Consider the following 16555-nt stretch of genomic DNA (forward strand, 5'->3'; position numbering starts at 1 on the left):
CTCTCCTCGCGCGCCGGTCAGGGCGACACGTTTAAGTAATAGGCCGAGTTAGCTCATCGCCAGGACGCGAGTCATGGCCTGGTCGTCTTCTTTGGCGGTGTTCATCATTTTGATATGCAGTTCGAACTGCTTGGACAGCGCCAGCACCGAGGTCATCTCGTCGACGGCATTGACGTTGCTCGCCTCCAGAAACCCCGAGACCACGCGCACGTTGGCGTCGGCCTGGGCCGGCTGGCCGTCGTTGGTGTGGATCATGCCGTCCAGCCCCTTGCTCATGGTTTTCAGGTCCGGCTGAACCAGCTTGATGCGGTCCACTTGCGCCATCACCCGCGGGCCTTCGCCCATGGCGCGGATGGAGATGGTGCCGTCTTCACCGACTTCGATTTTTTGCTCGGGCGGCACGGCAATCGGCCCGCCGTTGCCCATCACCGGCATACCATTGCCAGCACGCAGAATGCCCAGGGCATCCACATTCATGCTCGCGGTACGCACATAGGCTTCACTGCCGTCGGGAGACTGCACGGCCATCCAGCCATCACCGGCCACGGCCACATCCAGATCGCGCCCGGTTTCAATCATGGCCCCGGGGGTGAAGTCAGTGGCCGGGCGCTCGGTCAAGGCAAAGGCACGTGCTGGAAAGCTGTCACCGAACACCGGCATCGAGCGGGCCTGTTCCAGGTCTCGCTGAAAGCCGTTGGTCGAGATGTTCGCCAGATTGTTGGCATGAGCCTTTTGCGCCAGTGCGTTCTGGCTGGCGCCGGTCATTGCCACATAAAGGTACTTGTCCACAGTCTTTCCTCTGTCTGACGGACGCTTGCCGCCCACCGCTGTACTGCAGAGCATCTAGCAATTTGCGCACCAACTTTTTTTTGACGGTGCCAATGGCCGCGCTGCGGGGCCTGAAGACGGGTCGGGGGGAGATGCAAGCACAGGTTGAAGACGTAAAAACGGCGCTATTGTGCCGGTAGCGGCAAGGCATGGCCTGTGCCATCGGACGCGGCAATCAAGAGCTCGCGCCTGCAGGGCGAGTGAAATACACACTCACCCTGCGGCAGCCGGCTTGCCGGCGATTGGGCCTAGGCCGGCTTGATAATGTCGTGCTCACGCAGCTTGTTGGCGATGGTGGTGTGGGAAACCCCCAGGCGCTTGCCCAGCAACCTGCTGCTTGGATACTCGGAATACAGCTGCTCCAGCACTGACTTCTCGAAACGTCCGACAATCTGTTCCAGCCCGCCTTCCAGGGAAAACTCCCCCAACGGCTGGCGCACGCCGTAGTCCGGCAGGCGGATATGCTCGGCCTTGACCATGCCGCCATCGCACAACGAAACCGCCTGAAACAGCACGTTTTCTAGCTGCCGGACGTTACCCGGCCAGTGGTAGTGGCTCAACCGCGCCATGGCCGCAGGTGCCAGGCGCGGCAACGGGCAACCGATTTGCCGGCTGGCCTGATCCAGGAAATGCTCGACCAAAGGCTCCAGACCGTCCAGGCAATCACGCAACGGGGGGATATGCAGCGACAACACATTGAGCCGGTGATAAAGGTCCTGGCGGAACTCGCCCCGGGCACACAGCTCGGACAAGTCGACCTGGGTGGCGCACATCACCCGCACATCGAGGTACACCTCTTCATCACTGCCGACACGCCGAAAGCAGCCATCCTGCAAGAAACGCAGTAATTTGACCTGCAGGCGCGGGCTCATTTCCCCTACGCCATCGAGAAACAACGTACCGCCCGAGGTCAGTTCCAGCAGACCGAGCTTGCCTTCCGCCCGCGCGCCCTCGAAGGCCCCGGGGCCGTAACCGAACAATTCGGTTTCGGCCATCGATTCGGGCAGACCGGCACAGTTGAGTGCCATCAGCGGCGACTGTCCCCGCGGGCTGGCCAGGTGACAGGCACGGGCCAGCAACTCCTTGCCGGTGCCGGTTTCACCTTCTATTAATAGAGGAGCGTCGAGGGGTGCCATGCGCCGGGCCTCGCGGACTACCGCAGCCATGACTTTCGAGCTTTGGAAGATGCTGTCGAAGCCACGCAGTTCCTGTTTGCGCACGTTGTAGATCTGCTCGCCCACGCGGTCCGCGCGATGCAGGGTCAGAACCGCCCCGGCCATGGCCTCGCTTTCATCGTGCTCCAGTTGCAACGGGGCGATGTCGGCCAGAAACACGTCGCCCTTGATCTTGACCCGCAGGCCGTTGATCCGCGACTTGTTGGCGCGTACCAGTTCGGGCAAGTCAAAGTCTTCGGCATAGCGCGACAGGGCAATCCCCGGGACTTCATCCACCCGGACCCCGAGCAACTGCGCGGCGGCACGGTTGGCCGCCACAATGCAGCCCCCCATGTCGATGGACAGCACCGGAAACTCCAGGGCCCCGAGCAAGGCGTTGAGTTCCATGTGCCGGCGCTCGCTGGGCATCAAACCCACCCGCTTGACCCCGAAGACCCCGGCAATGGTCTCAAACTTCGGACGCAGGGCCTGGAACTGCAGATTGATCAAGTTCGGACAGTACAAATAGATCGCGTTGCCCTGATCGCCACCGACCTCCCCGCGCTTGACGTTAATGCCGTAGGCAACCAGCAGGTTAAGAATGTCGCGAAGGATGCCAATCCGGTTTTGGCAGTGGACTTTGATACGCATGGGGCAGGCTCGGGAAAAATAGCGTGGCTGGGACAATAAACAAGGGTGGGAGCCGATAACCCGGCTGCCACAGGTGCAGAAATTTGAAAATCGGGCATTTCAGCGTCACGATTATTTGACAGTTTAGCCGTCACACACTCAAGAGTGACGGCCCAACCATACAAGCGTAACGAAAACTTTACGAATAAGCCGCATCATCCCAGTAATACTGGCTCAAGGCTAGGGGCATGACGCACTCAATTGGGGTATCACTAAGGCATCGCAACAACCCGAATAATAAAAACGATTTCATTGCGGAGAGCCCCATGAAGCAAACGAAATACGTCGCCCGCGAGCCGGATGCCAACGGCTTTATCGACTACACACCCGAAGAACACGGGGTGTGGAATACCTTGATTACCCGCCAGCTGAAACTGCTGGAAGGCCGCGCCTGCCCCGAATACATGGAAGGCATCGAAAAACTCGGCCTGCCCCACGATCGCATCCCGCAATTAAGCGAAATCAATCAGGTATTGGGCGCCACCACTGGCTGGCAAGTTGCCCGCGTTCCCGCGCTGATTCCGTTCCAGACCTTCTTTGAATTGCTCGCCAACAAGCAATTCCCGGTAGCGACCTTTATTCGCACCCCGGAAGAGCTGGATTACCTGCAAGAACCCGATATTTTCCACGAGATTTTTGGTCACTGCCCGCTGCTGACCAACCCCTGGTTCGCCGAATTCACCCACACCTACGGCAAACTCGGCCTGCAGGCATCCAAGGAGCAGCGCGTGTATCTGGCCCGCCTGTACTGGATGACCATCGAGTTCGGGCTGGTCGACACCCCGCAAGGCAAGCGCATTTACGGCGGCGGGATTCTCTCGTCACCCAAAGAAACGGTTTACAGCCTGTCGGCAGAGCCTGAACATCAGGCCTTCGACCCGCTGGAAGCCATGCGCACGCCGTATCGCATCGACATTCTGCAGCCGCTGTATTTTGTCCTACCGGACTTGAAGCGGCTGTTTGATCTGGCCCACGAGGACATCATGGGCATGGTCGAAAAAGGCATGACCATGGGCCTGCACGCGCCCAAGTTCGCGCCCAAGCCGAAAGCGGCTTGACCGGTCTTTTTGAACATTTTTTTCCACAAGAAGAACAACTGACTTCAGGAATACACCATGAACACACTGAACCAAGCCCACTGCGAAGCCTGCCGCGCCGATGCTCCACAGGTCAGCGATGACGAGTTGCCGATCCTGATCAAACAGATCCCGGACTGGAACATCGAAGTTCGCGACGGCGTCATGCAACTGGAAAAGGTTTTCCTGTTCAAAAACTTCAAGTTCGCCCTGGCCTTTACCAATGCCGTCGGCGAAATCTCCGAAGCTGAAGGCCATCACCCGGGCCTGCTCACCGAGTGGGGCAAAGTGACCGTGACCTGGTGGAGCCACTCGATCAAAGGCCTGCACCGCAACGACTTCATCATGGCCGCACGCACCGACGAAGTGGCGAAAACCGCTGAGGGTCGCAAGTAATGCACTTCGCAGCCATTGGACGGGTCCCTGGCGACCCGATTCTCGGGTTGATGGACGCTTACAACCAGGACCCCAACCCGAACAAGTTCGACCTGGGTGTGGGGGTCTATAAAGACGCCAATGGCCTGACGCCGATCTTGCAGTCGGTGAAGAAGGCGGAACAGCGCCTGGTGGATCAGCAGCAGACCAAAACCTATATCGGCGGCCACGGTGACAGCCGTTTTGGCCAATTGATCAGTGAGCTGGTGCTGGGTGCCGACTCCTCCTTGCTGGCAGCCAGCCGTGCCGGTGCAACCCAGACCCCGGGTGGCACCGGTGCCCTGCGCCTGAGCGCAGACTTTATCGCGCAGTGCCTGCCGGGCCGCGGAATCTGGCTGAGCGATCCGACCTGGCCGATTCACGAAACCATCTTCGCCGCCGCGGGCCTGAAAATCAGCCACTACCCCTATGTGGGCAGTGACAACACACTCGATGTTGGCGCCATGCTTGCCGCTCTTGAGCAGGCGCCCAAGGGCGACGTGGTGCTGCTGCACGCCTGCTGCCACAACCCGACCGGTTTTGACCTGTCCCGGGCTGACTGGCTGCAAGTGCTGGAGGTCGTGCGCCGCCGCGAACTGCTGCCACTGATCGACTTTGCCTATCAGGGCTTCGGCGACGGACTGGAAGAGGATGCATGGTCCACCCGCCTGTTCGCCCGGGAGCTGCCGGAAGTGCTGATCACCAGCTCCTGCTCGAAGAACTTCGGCCTGTATCGCGAACGGGTGGGTGCCTTGATCGTATGCGCCAACGACGCCGAAAAGCTGACTGACATCCGCAGCCAGCTGGCTTACCTGGCGCGTAATCTTTGGTCCAACCCGCCGGATCATGGCGCGGCCGTAGTCGCGACCATTCTCGGTGATTCCCAGCTCAAACAAGAGTGGGCCGGGGAAGTTGAGGCCATGCGCAGCCGTATCGCGCAGTTGCGCAGCGGGCTGGTTGAGGCGTTGACACCGTTCGGGCTGGCCGAGCACTTTGCCCATATCAACCAGCAACGCGGGATGTTCTCTTACACCGGCCTGACTGCCGGGCAAGTGCAGTTGCTGCGTGAAAAGCACAGCGTGTACATGGTCGGCTCCGGGCGGGCCAATATGGCCGGGGTCGATGGCACACGCCTGAGCCTGCTGGCCAAGGCCATCGCGCAGGTGTGTACCCGCTAGTCCCACCACAACCTGCAGGAGCAAGCTCGCTCCTGCAGGCTCTGGTTGCGACAACGAAAACATGAAAAGTTCGACATAATCCCCGCCAGACCCAAGAAAAAGACAAATTGTCACACTCCCTCCTGTATCCTTAGCAAGCTACTTAAAACACACCTTGCGAGGAGCGCGACGATGCACGAAATCCCAAACCTCCCCTTCCCAAGCCTGCAAGAAGCTCAGCAGCCAATCCCGGAACACACCAGTGGCGAAAACCCCGCACTGGAAGAGGCCCCTGAAAGCCTCATGGCCGACAGCGAAGACTGACGGCTTCATCAGGCGGTGTGAAAAAGCATTGGTTTTTTCACAGCGCCTGACACAATCGCTTCACCCCCCTCCCAGGATTACAGCGTGACCGATACCTTCAGCGAAACCCAAGCCAGCGTTTTGATCGGCACCGCCGAGAAAATGATCGTCCTTTGGGAGCGCCTCACACCAGAGAAGCAAGCCACCTTGCTCAAACGTTTTGGCACCAAGGAAAACGCCCTGGCCGCCCTGATCGCGACACAACTGGTTGCGCCGCTATAATCAATCTGCACCCAACCGCACCCCGCAGGACCCCTACCCCATGCCTGAAACACAGCGTCCAATGGCGATCACGCTACAAGTGGTTTCCATCGTTCTGTTTACCTTTATCGGCTATATGAATATCGGCATTCCGCTGGCTGTATTGCCCGGATACGTACACAACCACCTGGGCTACGGCACAGTCATCGCCGGACTGGTGATCAGCGTGCAATATCTGGCCACGCTGCTGAGCCGTCCTTATGCCAGCCGCATCATCGATAATCGCGGCAGTAAACGCGCCGTCATGTATGGCCTGGCCGGCTGCGGCCTGAGCGGTGTATTGATGCTGGCGTCCACGTGGACGGCGGCCATGCCGGCCCTGAGCCTGACCTGCCTGCTGATCGGCCGGCTGGTGCTGGGCAGTGCTGAAAGCCTGGTCGGCTCAGGGGCCATCGGCTGGGGCATTGGCCGGGTCGGCGCACAAAACACGGCCAAGGTGATTTCCTGGAATGGCATCGCCAGTTATGGCGCCATTGCCATAGGTGCACCGCTGGGCGTGCTGATGGTCAGCCATTGGGGTATGTGGAGCATGGGCGCGAGCATTATTGCCCTGGCCATAGTTGGCCTGCTGCTGGCCTGGCCGAAACGCGCCGCGCCCATTGTCAGCGGCGTGCGCCTGCCGTTCCTGCATGTCCTGGGCCGGGTACTGCCCCACGGCGCAGGCCTGGCGCTGGGTTCGATAGGATTCGGCACCATCGCCACCTTTATCACCCTGTACTACGCCACCAACCAGTGGGACAACGCCGTACTGTGCCTGAGTCTGTTCGGGGCCAGCTTTATCGGCGCCCGACTGCTGTTCGGCAACCTGATCAACCGTATCGGCGGCTTTCGGGTGGCAATTGCCTGCTTGAGCGTCGAAACCCTGGGCCTATTGCTGCTGTGGCTGGCACCCAGCCCCGAGCTGGCACTGGCCGGCGCGGCACTCAGCGGTTTCGGCTTCTCGCTGGTATTCCCGGCACTGGGGGTTGAAGCCGTGAATCTGGTGCCAGCCTCCAGCCGCGGGGCGGCGGTGGGTGCTTACTCACTGTTTATTGACCTGTCACTGGGCATTACCGGGCCACTGGTCGGCGCTGTAGCAGCAGGCTTTGGCTTTGCCTCGATCTTTCTGTTCGCGGCAATGGCGGCGTTTGGCGGGCTGTTACTGAGTGTTTACTTGTACCGTCAGGCCAAGCGCTTAAGGCCTGCGTAAAGGTTGCAGCAGCTCACGAGATAGAAGTGACGGGTTCAGAAATCCACCTTGCCCCGCCCGGCCTTGATGCTGCCACGCTTGGTCTTGGACTCCAGCCGCCGCTTTTTCGAGCCTAAGGTCGGCTTGGTCGGGCGGCGTTTTTTCTCGACCTTGGTGGCGCTGATGATCAATTCTGCCAAGCGCTCCAGGGCATCCGCCCGGTTCTGCTCCTGAGTGCGATATTGCTGTGCCTTGAGGATCAGCACGCCATCGCTGGTAATGCGGCTGTCACGCAGCGCCAGCAGCCGTTCTTTATAAAACGGCGGCAAGGACGAGTTGGCTATGTCGAAGCGCAAGTGCATCGCGCTTGAGACTTTATTGACGTTCTGCCCGCCTGCGCCTTGAGCACGAATGGCTGTCAGCTCGATCTCGTTATCGGGAATATGAACGTTGTTGGAAATCACCAGCATCAAAAATGGGTCCGTCTTCAGGGCTTGCAGGATACCCCACAAACCAAAAACCCGGCGCAATGGCCGGGTTTGGGTTTATCGCTCAGCTTACTTGGCAGCCGGGCTGCAAGCTGCTGCCGATGCCTGCAGCGCGCGCTTGTTCTTGATCAGGTAACACAGCCACATGAAGGCTACCCACACCGGAATCGCATATACCGATACGCGAATGCCGGGGATCAGCAACATGATCACCAGAATGAACGCCACGAATGCCAGGCAGATGTAGTTGCCGTATGGATACCACAGCGCCTTGAACAGCGGCGTTTGCGCGGTATTGTCCATGTGCTGGCGGAACTTGAAGTGCGAGAAGCTGATCATCGCCCAGTTGATCACCAGCGTGGCCACTACCAGCGACATCAGCAGTTCCAGCGCATCGTGGGGCATCAGGTAGTTGAGCAGAACCGCAATTACCGTCACCGCTGCCGAAGCCAGAATCGAGTTGACCGGCACGCCGCGCTTGTCGATTTTTGACAGCACTTTAGGTGCATCACCCTGCTGCGCCATACCCAGCAACATCCGGCTGTTGCAGTAGGTGCCGCTGTTGTACACCGACAATGCAGCGGTCAGGACCACGAAGTTGAGGATGTGTGCAGCGGTGTTGCTGCCCAGCATCGAGAACACCTGCACGAACGGGCTGCTGCTGTAGCTGTCGCCACCGGCATTCAGGGTTTCCAGCAACGAATCCCACGGGGTCAGGGACAACAGAACCACCAGAGCACCGATGTAGAAAATCAGGATGCGGTAGATCACCTGATTGATCGCCTTGGGGATTACGGTACGCGGCTTGTCGGCTTCTGCTGCGGTAAAGCCGAGCATTTCCAGGCCGCCGAAGGAGAACATGATAAAGGCCATGGCCATTACCAGACCGGTGATGCCATGGGGGAAGAACCCGCCGTGCTCCCACAGGTTGTTCACCGATGCCTGGGGGCCACCGCTGCCGCTGACCAGCAAATAGCTGCCCAGGGCGATCATGCCGACAATGGCCACCACCTTGATGATTGCGAACCAGAACTCGGCCTCGCCAAATACTTTGACGTTGGTCAGGTTGATCGCGTTGATCAGGACAAAGAAGGCTGCTGCCGAAGCCCAGGTCGGGATCTCGGGCCACCAGTAGTGCACGTATTTACCGACAGCTGTCAGCTCCGACATGCCCACCAGGATATACAGCACCCAGCAGTTCCAGCCCGACATGAAGCCGGCAAAGCCGCCCCAGTATTTATGGGCAAAGTGGCTGAAAGAGCCGGCTACCGGTTCTTCGACGATCATTTCGCCCAGCTGGCGCATGATCATAAAGGCAATAAAGCCGCAGATCGCATAACCCAGAATCATTGACGGGCCGGCCGATTTCAGTACCCCGGCAGAACCGAGAAACAGGCCGGTACCAATCGCGCCACCAAGGGCAATCAGCTGGATATGACGATTTTTCAGGCCGCGTTTAAGCTCGCCCGAATGCGAGGTTTGTCCACTCATTGAAAGGGTCCCACACAAGGTTTGATGTGATTCAGTGCGTTGTAACTTGAGCACCAGAGGCAGTGATCGAAAGGTCTACAACACAAATCAAACCCCAGCGCAGACGCCAGGAATCCAAGGTTGTTTCACGAGTCATGCGTCACCTGTTTGTTTTTATCTGTGACGGAATCGAACCCGCAACGCTTGTGGCATTGCGGAGTTAACAAGGCGGGTTAGCCTCGAAGTTTTGGCCCATCGGCATATCGTCGATGTGGCGCAAAATGCGCGGGTACGCAATTGGGTCACAGTTAAAACGCGGCGCATTGTACACCCGCACGTAGGCAAGATCCCATCACACCGCTGTTGGCAACACTAAACAAGCCGGTTTTTTGCCGGAAATGCGGCGAACGGTGCTTTTTACGGAAAATTTTCGTTACACCAAGCCATTTTCAGAAGTAATTCGCCCATAAGCCATTGATTTCGTAGCATTCACTTTACGACCCGTAACGAAATCTTTCCATTTTAAAACCATTATCTGCAGGAGCATCCTGCCTCGCGATTGAAAAAATCAAAAGATTGCGAGACAAGCTCGCTGCTGCTGCATCCGCGGTTAATTGCAGGCATAAAAAAACGCCAACCCCGAAGGATTGGCGTTTTTTGTACCGCGTTACAGATTAACGCTTATTGCGGCTTGCGGCGACCGAAGCCCGGGCGCTGACCCGAACCTGCCGGTGCGCCACGGCGCTTGCCCGACGGTGCATCGTCGACCAGCTTGGGGCCCGAACGGGTTGGCTTGGGCGAACGCTTGTTCACTTCGCTCGGACGCTCTGCAACCGGCGCGCCGCGACCCGCAGGTACACGATCGGTACGACCGGCCGGCTTACGGGCCGGACGGGCTGCTTCATCACGGGCCGGACGCGCCGGGCGCTCGCCTTCGATGTGCGGCTGGCGTGCTGGACGCGGAGCCAGTGGCGCACCTTCGGCCGGACGCAGGGTACGGGCAACGCGATCGGTACGGGCCACAGGGCGCGACGATTTACGCTGCATACGCTCAAGCTTGTCTTTGCTCTTGGCGTTCATCTGCGGCATGGCAACCGGCGTGAGGCCGACTTCAGCACTGAGGATATCAACCTCGAACTGGCTCATTTCGCGCCAGCGACCCATCGGCAGGTCGGAGTTGAGGAACACCGGACCGAAACGCACGCGCTTCAGGCGGCTGACCACCAGACCCTGGGATTCCCACAGACGACGCACTTCACGGTTACGACCTTCCATCACTACGCAGTGGTACCAATGGTTGAAGCCTTCGCCGCCCGGAGCCTGCTTAATGTCGGTGAAACGCGCCGGGCCGTCTTCCAGCACAACGCCAGCCTTGAGGCGCTCGATCATCTCGTCATCCACTTCGCCACGTACACGTACCGCGTATTCACGGTCCATCTCGTAGGAAGGGTGCATCAGGCGGTTAGCCAGCTCACCGTCGGTGGTGAACATCAGCAAGCCGGTGGTGTTGATGTCCAGTCGACCGATGTTGATCCAGCGGCCTTCTTTTGGACGCGGCAGTTTGTCAAACACGGTCGGACGGCCTTCAGGGTCGTCACGGGTGCAGATTTCGCCGTCGGGTTTGTTGTACATGATCACGCGGCGAACCGATTCGGCTGCCTCTTCACGCTTGATCACTTTGCCATCAATGGAAATGGCGTCATGCAGGTCTACGCGCAGACCCAGGGTTGCATCCTTGCCATTGACCTTGATCCGGCCCTGGCTGATCCAACTCTCTACGTCGCGACGCGAACCCACGCCAATACGGGCGAGAACTTTTTGCAGTTTTTCGCCTGCTGGGCCAATTTCCTGGCTGTCTTTAGGGTCTAGATCACTCATCTGGGCACCTCCCGGTGTGTCAACTCAGGCAATAGCTGAGGTGTTGAAAATGGGGTCTCTCAGCTCGAGCGAGCGTTTGAGGGTCGCGAATCATACGCTGATGTGGCGCATAACGCATCAAAGCCTAGTCATGAACTGCAAGACTTACTTCTTTTTCCGCCGACCGGTGGCGTCCAGGGCCAGCAATCGCAAGGCCGACTCGGCCAGCACGATGCGCTTGTCTTCCTTGTCGAGCTTCTTCCAGGCCCTGATTTCACGCTTGGTGCGACCGCAGCCGATACAGATATCGTCGTTGAACTTACAAATATCGATGCAGGGGTCTTTGGTTGAACTCATGCAAAGTCCTCGGGATTGGCCCTGCAAGAGCGAGCTTGCCTCGCGATCTTTTAAAAGCTCGAAAGATCGCGAGGCAAGCTCGCTCCTGCAAAGGGGGCGTCAGTCTTCCTGTTCGCGGCGTTCTTGTTCGATGGCTTCGGCCAAGGCCCGGGCCTCGAGCTCTTCCTCGCTCAGGGTTGACCGCGCTTCCAGTGCCGCCACGGCAGCGCGCAACCGTTCACGCGCCAACTCGGCGGCGCTAAGTCTTGGCTCCGGCTCCGGCTCCGGCTCCGGCTCCGGCTCCGGACTTGATTCAAGCACTTCAACTGCAACCAGGGCTTCTTCGACAGGAGCGCCATCGCGAAGCAGGTCATCAAAGTCGGTTTTAAGACCCTCCTCCATGGTGTCCAGTTCCACCAGCAAGGTACGGAAGCTGGTCTCATCCTTGGGCTCTTCGGGCTCGGCACTTTCATCGGCCAGGGCCTGCAGGTGGGCCGGCACCGGGGCGTCATCGAAGTCGAGGATCGGGTCCGGTTCCAGCTCGCGCAACTCGGCCAGGGGCGGCAAGTCGTCGAGGTTGCGCAGGTTAAAGTGATCGAGAAAGCCTTTGGTGGTGGCGAACATGGCAGGTTTACCCGGCACGTCCCGGTAGCCCACTACACGGATCCATTCACGCTCAAGCAAGGTTTTGACGATATGGCTGTTAACCGCCACGCCACGCACATCTTCGATTTCGCCGCGGGTGATCGGCTGACGATAGGCAATCAGCGCCATGGTTTCGAGCATGGCCCGCGAATAGCGCTGCGGACGCTCTTCCCACAGGCGCCCGACCCAGGGTGAAAACTTCTCGCGTATCTGCAGGCGGTAGCCCGACGCTACTTCCTTGAGTTCGAAAGCCCGTCCGTCGCAGGACTTGCGTAACAATTCCAGGGCTTTTTTGAACACGGGCGGCTCGGGCCGCTCACCCTCTTCAAACAGTTCAAACAACCGCTCAAGGCTTTGCGGCTTTCCCGAGGCCAACAAAAAGGCCTCGAGCAAGGGCGCCAGCTCGCGGGGTTCAGTCAAATTCATGGTTTCAGCTCTTTATTCGGCTCTCGCCCGCACATGGATTGCCGCAAAGGGTTCATTCTGTACCAACTCGACCAGTGACTCTTTGACCAGTTCAAGAATGGCCATAAAGGTTACAACCACACCCAGACGGCCCTCTTCGGCGGTGAAGAGTTCGACAAACGGTACAAAGCCGCCGCCTTTGAGGCGTTCCAGCACATCGCTCATCCGCTCCCGGGTCGACAGGGCTTCGCGGCTGACCTGGTGATTTTCAAACATGTCAGTACGGCGCAAGACTTCGGCCATCGACATCAGCAACTCTTCCAGCGCTACATCGGGCACCAGCTTGCGCGCCCGGGCTTCGGGCGCATCGAGCTTGGGCACAATCACATCGCGCCCTACCCGGCTCAACCCATCCAGCCCCTCAGCCGCCGCCTTGAACCGCTCGTACTGCTGCAAACGACGGATCAATTCGGCCCGGGGATCGCCCTCGTCCTCCTCGATCTCGGCCGAGCGCGGCAGGAGCATGCGCGACTTGATCTCGGCCAGCATGGCAGCCATGACCAGGTATTCGGCAGCCAGCTCCAGGCGCACGGTTTTCATCAGCTCGACATAGCCCATGTACTGGCGGGTAATTTCCGCCACCGGGATATCGAGAATGTTGATGTTCTGCTTGCGGATCAGGTACAGCAGCAAGTCGAGAGGGCCTTCAAAGGCGTCGAGAAACACCTCCAGGGCATCCGGCGGAATGTACAGGTCCAGCGGCATTTCGATGACGGCCTGGCCATATACCATGGCAAACGGCAATTCCTGCTGGGCACCGGCCTGGGCATCAACGCCTTCTATGGTTTCGACGTCAGACATCAGGCCTCGACCATAAACGGCGTCGGATCGCCGCAACCCACGCGCACCACTTCAGGTTCGAGGTCGATCAGGCTGATCACGGTCGAGGCTTTATTGCCGCCGAATCCGCCATCGATGATCAGGTCAACCTGCTTCTCCAGGGCATCGCGAATTTCGTAAGGATCTTCCATCGGCTCTTTTTCACCCGGCAGGATCAGGGTCACGCTCATTAGCGGCTCCCGCAGCTCCTCAAGCAGCGCCAGGGCAATCGGATGACTGGGCACCCGCACGCCAATAGTCCGGCGCTTGGGGTGCAGCAGCAGCCGCGGAACGTCACGGGTGGCGTTCAGAATAAAGGTGTAGGGCCCCGGTGTATGGGCCTTGAGCAGCCGAAACACACCGGTTTCAACCTTGGCAAACAAACCCAGTTGCGACAGATCGCAGCACATCAGGGTGAAGTTGTGTTTGTCGTCCAGATTACGCAGGCGCTTGATGCGCTCGATGGCGTGCTTGTCGCCCATCTGACAGCCCAGGGCATAGGATGAATCGGTGGGATAAATCACCACCCCGCCCTTTTTGATAATCTCGACGGCCTGTTTGATCAGCCGCGGTTGCGGGTTTTCCGGATGAATCTGGAAAAATTGGCTCACAGAGTTTCCCTGTTCAGACGTTGGCAGCGGGCTGGTCATATTTGAATCGACGCCAAAGTGGCGGCAAATCTTCGGGGATCGGGCGATATTCGCCGATCTCGGACCAACCTCCAGGGCCATGAAAATCACTGCCGGCACTGACCAGCAGACCGAACTCACGCGCCAGGATCGCCAGGCTGCCGACCTGCTCGGCCGGCTGATGCCCGTTGACCACTTCAATCGCGTGACCCCCGGCTTGAATATAGTCGCCAATCAGCCGGCGGCGCTTGCTGCGGGTGAAATCGTAATGCGAAGGATGCGCCAGGCTGACCCAGGCCCCGGCCGCGCGCAAGGTGGCGACCGTGTCTTCAAGGGTCGGCCAGTGCAGTTTGACGTCACCCAGCTTGCCGGCCCCCAGCCATTTGCGAAACGCCTCGGCGCGATCCTTGACGAAGCCGGCCTGAACCAGGAAATCGGCAAAGTGCGGGCGGGCCGGAGCATTGCCGCTGTCGCCCAGGGTCTGCTGTATGGCTCGCGCACCTTCAAGCGCTCCGGGCATGCCTTTGAGCTCAAGCTTGCGGCTGATCTCCTGCGCCCGAAGCCAGCGCCCATCGTGGAGCCTGGCTATGGCCTCAACCAGCGCCGGAGCATTGACATCGAAGCCGTAGCCCAGCACATGAATCGTCGCTCCACCCCAGGTGCACGACAATTCAACGCCATTGATCAACGTCATGTTCAACGCCAGCGCCGCTTCGCGGGCTTCGTCGAGGCCTTCAAGTGTATCGTGATCGGTCAGGGCCAGGACTCGCACACCTTTCTCGAACGCACGCGCAACCAGTACCGCCGGCGCCAGGGCGCCATCAGAAGCTGTGCTATGGCAATGCAAGTCAATTTCCACGGGAATTTAATAACCTCTAGCTGACGCTTTCGCTGTCATTGATGTTTGTTATTATGCCGCCACATCCTGCTTCTGGCTGCCACTGTGAAACAATTCATCGACTTCATCCCGCTGTTACTGTTTTTCATCGTCTATAAAATCGAACCTCGCATCGTCGAAATCGCCGGGCACAGCTTGTCTGTGGGCGGTATCTACAGCGCTACGGCAATGCTGATCATCAGTTCACTGGTGGTTTACGGCATTTTATTCATCAAGCAGCGCAAGCTCGAAAAGAGCCAATGGCTGACCCTGATTGCCTGCCTGGTGTTCGGTAGCCTCACCCTGGCTTTCCACAGCGAAACCTTCCTCAAGTGGAAAGCGCCAGTCGTAAACTGGCTGTTTGCACTGGCATTTGCCGGTAGCCACTTTATCGGCGACAAACTGTTGATCAAACGCATCATGGGCCATGCACTGACCCTTCCCGATGCGGTGTGGACCCGCCTGAACCTGGCCTGGATCGTATTCTTCCTGTTCTGTGGCGCTGCCAACCTGTTCGTTGCCTTCACCTATCAAAGCATCTGGGTCGACTTCAAGGTGTTCGGCAGCCTGGGCATGACCGTGCTGTTCCTGATAGCCCAGGGTGTTTATCTGTCGCGTCACCTGCATGACACCGAACCTGCACCGACCAACTCAAAAACCGAGGACTGACATGCTCTACGCAATTATTGCTACCGACGTCGCCAACTCGCTCGATGCCCGCCTGGCTGCACGCCCGGCCCACCTTGAACGCCTGAATCAACTCAAGGATGCAGGCCGCATCGTGCTGGCAGGTCCGCACCCGGCCATCGACAACAATGACCCTGGCGCAGCCGGCTTCAGCGGCAGCCTGGTCGTGGCCCAGTTCGACTCCCTGAGCGCTGCCCAGGCCTGGGCCGACGCGGATCCTTACGTCGCAGCCGGCGTATATGCCAATGTGATCGTCAAGCCGTTCAAGCAAGTACTGCCGTAACCCCTACGGCACAGTGTGATTGCAGTATCTTTGCCAGTGACCGACCTGTACCCCGTCGGCACTGGCTAAATCGAGTAAGCCATGAGCGACCTGTTACTGATAGATGATGACCAGGAGCTGTGCGAGCTTCTGAGCAGCTGGTTGAGCCAGGAAGGCTTTCAGGTACGCGCTTGCCACGACGGTCAGAGTGCCCGCAAGGCGTTGAGCGAATCCAGCCCCGATGCCGTGGTGCTGGATGTGATGCTGCCTGACGGCAGCGGTCTGGAACTGCTCAAGCAACTACGCCAGGATCACCCCGAATTGCCGGTGCTGATGCTGTCAGCACGCGGCGAACCCCTGGACCGTATTCTCGGGCTCGAACTGGGCGCCGATGACTATCTGGCCAAACCCTGCGACCCCCGCGAACTGACCGCCCGTCTGCGGGCTGTATTGCGCCGCAGCCACCCGACCGCGGTATCCAGCCAGATAGAACTGGGAGACCTGTGCTTTAGCCCGATGCGCGGCGTGGCCACTATCGACCAGCACGACATCACCCTGACCGTTTCCGAAAGCCGTTTGCTCGAGGCCTTGCTGCGCCAGCCGGGAGAGCCGCTGGACAAGCAGGAGCTGGCACAGATCGCCCTGGGCCGCAAATTGACCCTGTACGACCGCAGCCTGGACATGCATGTCAGTAACCTGCGCAGAAAGATTGGCCCCCACCCCGATGGCCGCCCGCGCATCGTCGCATTGCGCAGCCGGGGTTACTTCTATAGCGCCTGAAGCACCACGTTTCTCTGTGGGAGCCGGCTCCCACATAAGCCTGTTATGTAAATCCGCAGCAATACCCTCTTTACCCAAGCTTTACCCTCGCCTGACAGCGGTTGACCTTGATCTCCCTACACTGAGCAC

The 16555-nt window shown here is 59.1% G+C and carries 19 protein-coding genes; 9 read left to right on the forward strand and 10 right to left on the reverse strand.

All coding sequences use genetic code 11. From position 1 onward, the window contains the following. Positions 1–48: 48 nt before the first annotated feature. Both FEZ21_RS18435 and FEZ21_RS18440 read right to left on the reverse strand, forming a co-directional pair. Entirely contained in the window at positions 49–789 is a 741-nt protein-coding gene (locus tag FEZ21_RS18435; RefSeq protein ID WP_003441790.1) for a flagellar basal body rod protein FlgF, read from the reverse strand. Positions 790–1076: 287 nt separating this feature from the next. Next, entirely contained in the window at positions 1077–2633 is a 1557-nt protein-coding gene (locus FEZ21_RS18440; RefSeq protein WP_003441784.1) for a sigma-54-dependent phenylalanine hydroxylase transcriptional regulator PhhR, read from the reverse strand. A 305-nt stretch (positions 2634–2938) separates the two neighbouring features. On the opposite strand from FEZ21_RS18440, the gene phhA reads away from it, so the two are divergent. From phhA to FEZ21_RS18460, 6 genes are all read left to right on the forward strand, one after another. Beyond that, positions 2939–3730 carry a phenylalanine 4-monooxygenase gene (phhA, locus tag FEZ21_RS18445; protein ID WP_127196229.1) on the forward strand — a complete coding sequence of 264 codons (792 nt, stop codon included), beginning with the start codon at positions 2939–2941 and terminating at the stop codon, positions 3728–3730. Between the two features lie 57 nt (positions 3731–3787). Then, entirely contained in the window at positions 3788–4144 is a 357-nt protein-coding gene (locus FEZ21_RS18450; protein WP_010656447.1) for a 4a-hydroxytetrahydrobiopterin dehydratase, read from the forward strand. Continuing rightward, positions 4144–5340 carry an amino acid aminotransferase gene (locus FEZ21_RS18455; protein WP_003441778.1) on the forward strand — a complete coding sequence of 399 codons (1197 nt, stop codon included), beginning with the start codon at positions 4144–4146 and terminating at the stop codon, positions 5338–5340. The genes FEZ21_RS18450 and FEZ21_RS18455 overlap by 1 nt, the downstream gene beginning before the upstream one ends. 171 nt (positions 5341–5511) lie before the next feature. Further along, entirely contained in the window at positions 5512–5643 is a 132-nt protein-coding gene (locus FEZ21_RS22765; RefSeq protein ID WP_255401987.1) for a hypothetical protein, read from the forward strand. Positions 5644–5727: 84 nt separating this feature from the next. Next, entirely contained in the window at positions 5728–5904 is a 177-nt protein-coding gene (locus FEZ21_RS22510; protein ID WP_003441776.1) for a hypothetical protein, read from the forward strand. Between the two features lie 40 nt (positions 5905–5944). After that, positions 5945–7132 carry an MFS transporter gene (locus FEZ21_RS18460; protein ID WP_003441767.1) on the forward strand — a complete coding sequence of 396 codons (1188 nt, stop codon included), beginning with the start codon at positions 5945–5947 and terminating at the stop codon, positions 7130–7132. 35 nt (positions 7133–7167) lie between these two features. On the opposite strand, the gene arfB is transcribed toward FEZ21_RS18460, so the two are convergent. The 8 genes from arfB to FEZ21_RS18500 all read right to left on the reverse strand — a co-directional run bounded on the left by arfB (position 7168) and on the right by FEZ21_RS18500 (position 14679). Continuing rightward, positions 7168–7581 (reverse strand): alternative ribosome rescue aminoacyl-tRNA hydrolase ArfB, encoded by a 414-nt coding sequence (arfB, locus tag FEZ21_RS18465; protein ID WP_003441766.1) that lies wholly within the window; start codon positions 7579–7581, stop codon positions 7168–7170. Between the two features lie 87 nt (positions 7582–7668). Beyond that, a complete protein-coding gene (locus FEZ21_RS18470; RefSeq protein ID WP_003441764.1) occupies positions 7669–9090 on the reverse strand; it encodes an amino acid permease in 1422 nt (473 codons plus the stop codon). 660 nt (positions 9091–9750) lie between these two features. Continuing rightward, the gene (rluB, locus tag FEZ21_RS18475; RefSeq protein WP_003441763.1) at positions 9751–10947 is read right to left on the reverse strand and encodes a 23S rRNA pseudouridine(2605) synthase RluB; all 1197 of its coding nucleotides are present in this window, start codon (positions 10945–10947) and stop codon (positions 9751–9753) included. A gap of 144 nt (positions 10948–11091) precedes the next feature. Continuing rightward, a complete protein-coding gene (locus FEZ21_RS18480; protein ID WP_003441761.1) occupies positions 11092–11283 on the reverse strand; it encodes a DUF1289 domain-containing protein in 192 nt (63 codons plus the stop codon). A 99-nt stretch (positions 11284–11382) separates the two neighbouring features. Next, positions 11383–12333 (reverse strand): SMC-Scp complex subunit ScpB, encoded by a 951-nt coding sequence (gene scpB, locus FEZ21_RS18485; RefSeq protein ID WP_160628105.1) that lies wholly within the window; start codon positions 12331–12333, stop codon positions 11383–11385. Positions 12334–12345: 12 nt separating this feature from the next. Further along, on the reverse strand, positions 12346–13044 hold the full coding sequence (locus FEZ21_RS18490; RefSeq protein ID WP_165439780.1) for a ScpA family protein: 699 nt from the start codon (positions 13042–13044) through the stop codon (positions 12346–12348). A gap of 128 nt (positions 13045–13172) precedes the next feature. After that, a complete protein-coding gene (locus tag FEZ21_RS18495; protein ID WP_003441755.1) occupies positions 13173–13802 on the reverse strand; it encodes an L-threonylcarbamoyladenylate synthase in 630 nt (209 codons plus the stop codon). Between the two features lie 13 nt (positions 13803–13815). After that, on the reverse strand, positions 13816–14679 hold the full coding sequence (locus FEZ21_RS18500; protein ID WP_003441754.1) for a PHP domain-containing protein: 864 nt from the start codon (positions 14677–14679) through the stop codon (positions 13816–13818). An 84-nt stretch (positions 14680–14763) separates the two neighbouring features. Here FEZ21_RS18500 and FEZ21_RS18505 point away from each other — a divergent pair, with 84 nt between their 5' ends. From FEZ21_RS18505 to FEZ21_RS18515, 3 genes are all read left to right on the forward strand, one after another. Further along, the gene (locus FEZ21_RS18505; RefSeq protein WP_003441752.1) at positions 14764–15366 is read left to right on the forward strand and encodes a septation protein A; all 603 of its coding nucleotides are present in this window, start codon (positions 14764–14766) and stop codon (positions 15364–15366) included. 1 nt (position 15367) lies between these two features. Continuing rightward, positions 15368–15667, forward strand: a complete 300-nt coding sequence (locus FEZ21_RS18510) for a YciI family protein (RefSeq protein ID WP_003441750.1) — start codon at positions 15368–15370, stop codon at positions 15665–15667. A gap of 81 nt (positions 15668–15748) precedes the next feature. Then, entirely contained in the window at positions 15749–16426 is a 678-nt protein-coding gene (locus FEZ21_RS18515) for a response regulator transcription factor (RefSeq protein WP_003441747.1), read from the forward strand. The last annotated feature ends 129 nt before the right edge of the window (positions 16427–16555 follow it).

Source organism: Pseudomonas sp. 9.1(2019) (assembly GCF_009910445.1).
GTDB lineage: Bacteria > Pseudomonadota > Gammaproteobacteria > Pseudomonadales > Pseudomonadaceae > Aquipseudomonas > Aquipseudomonas paraversuta.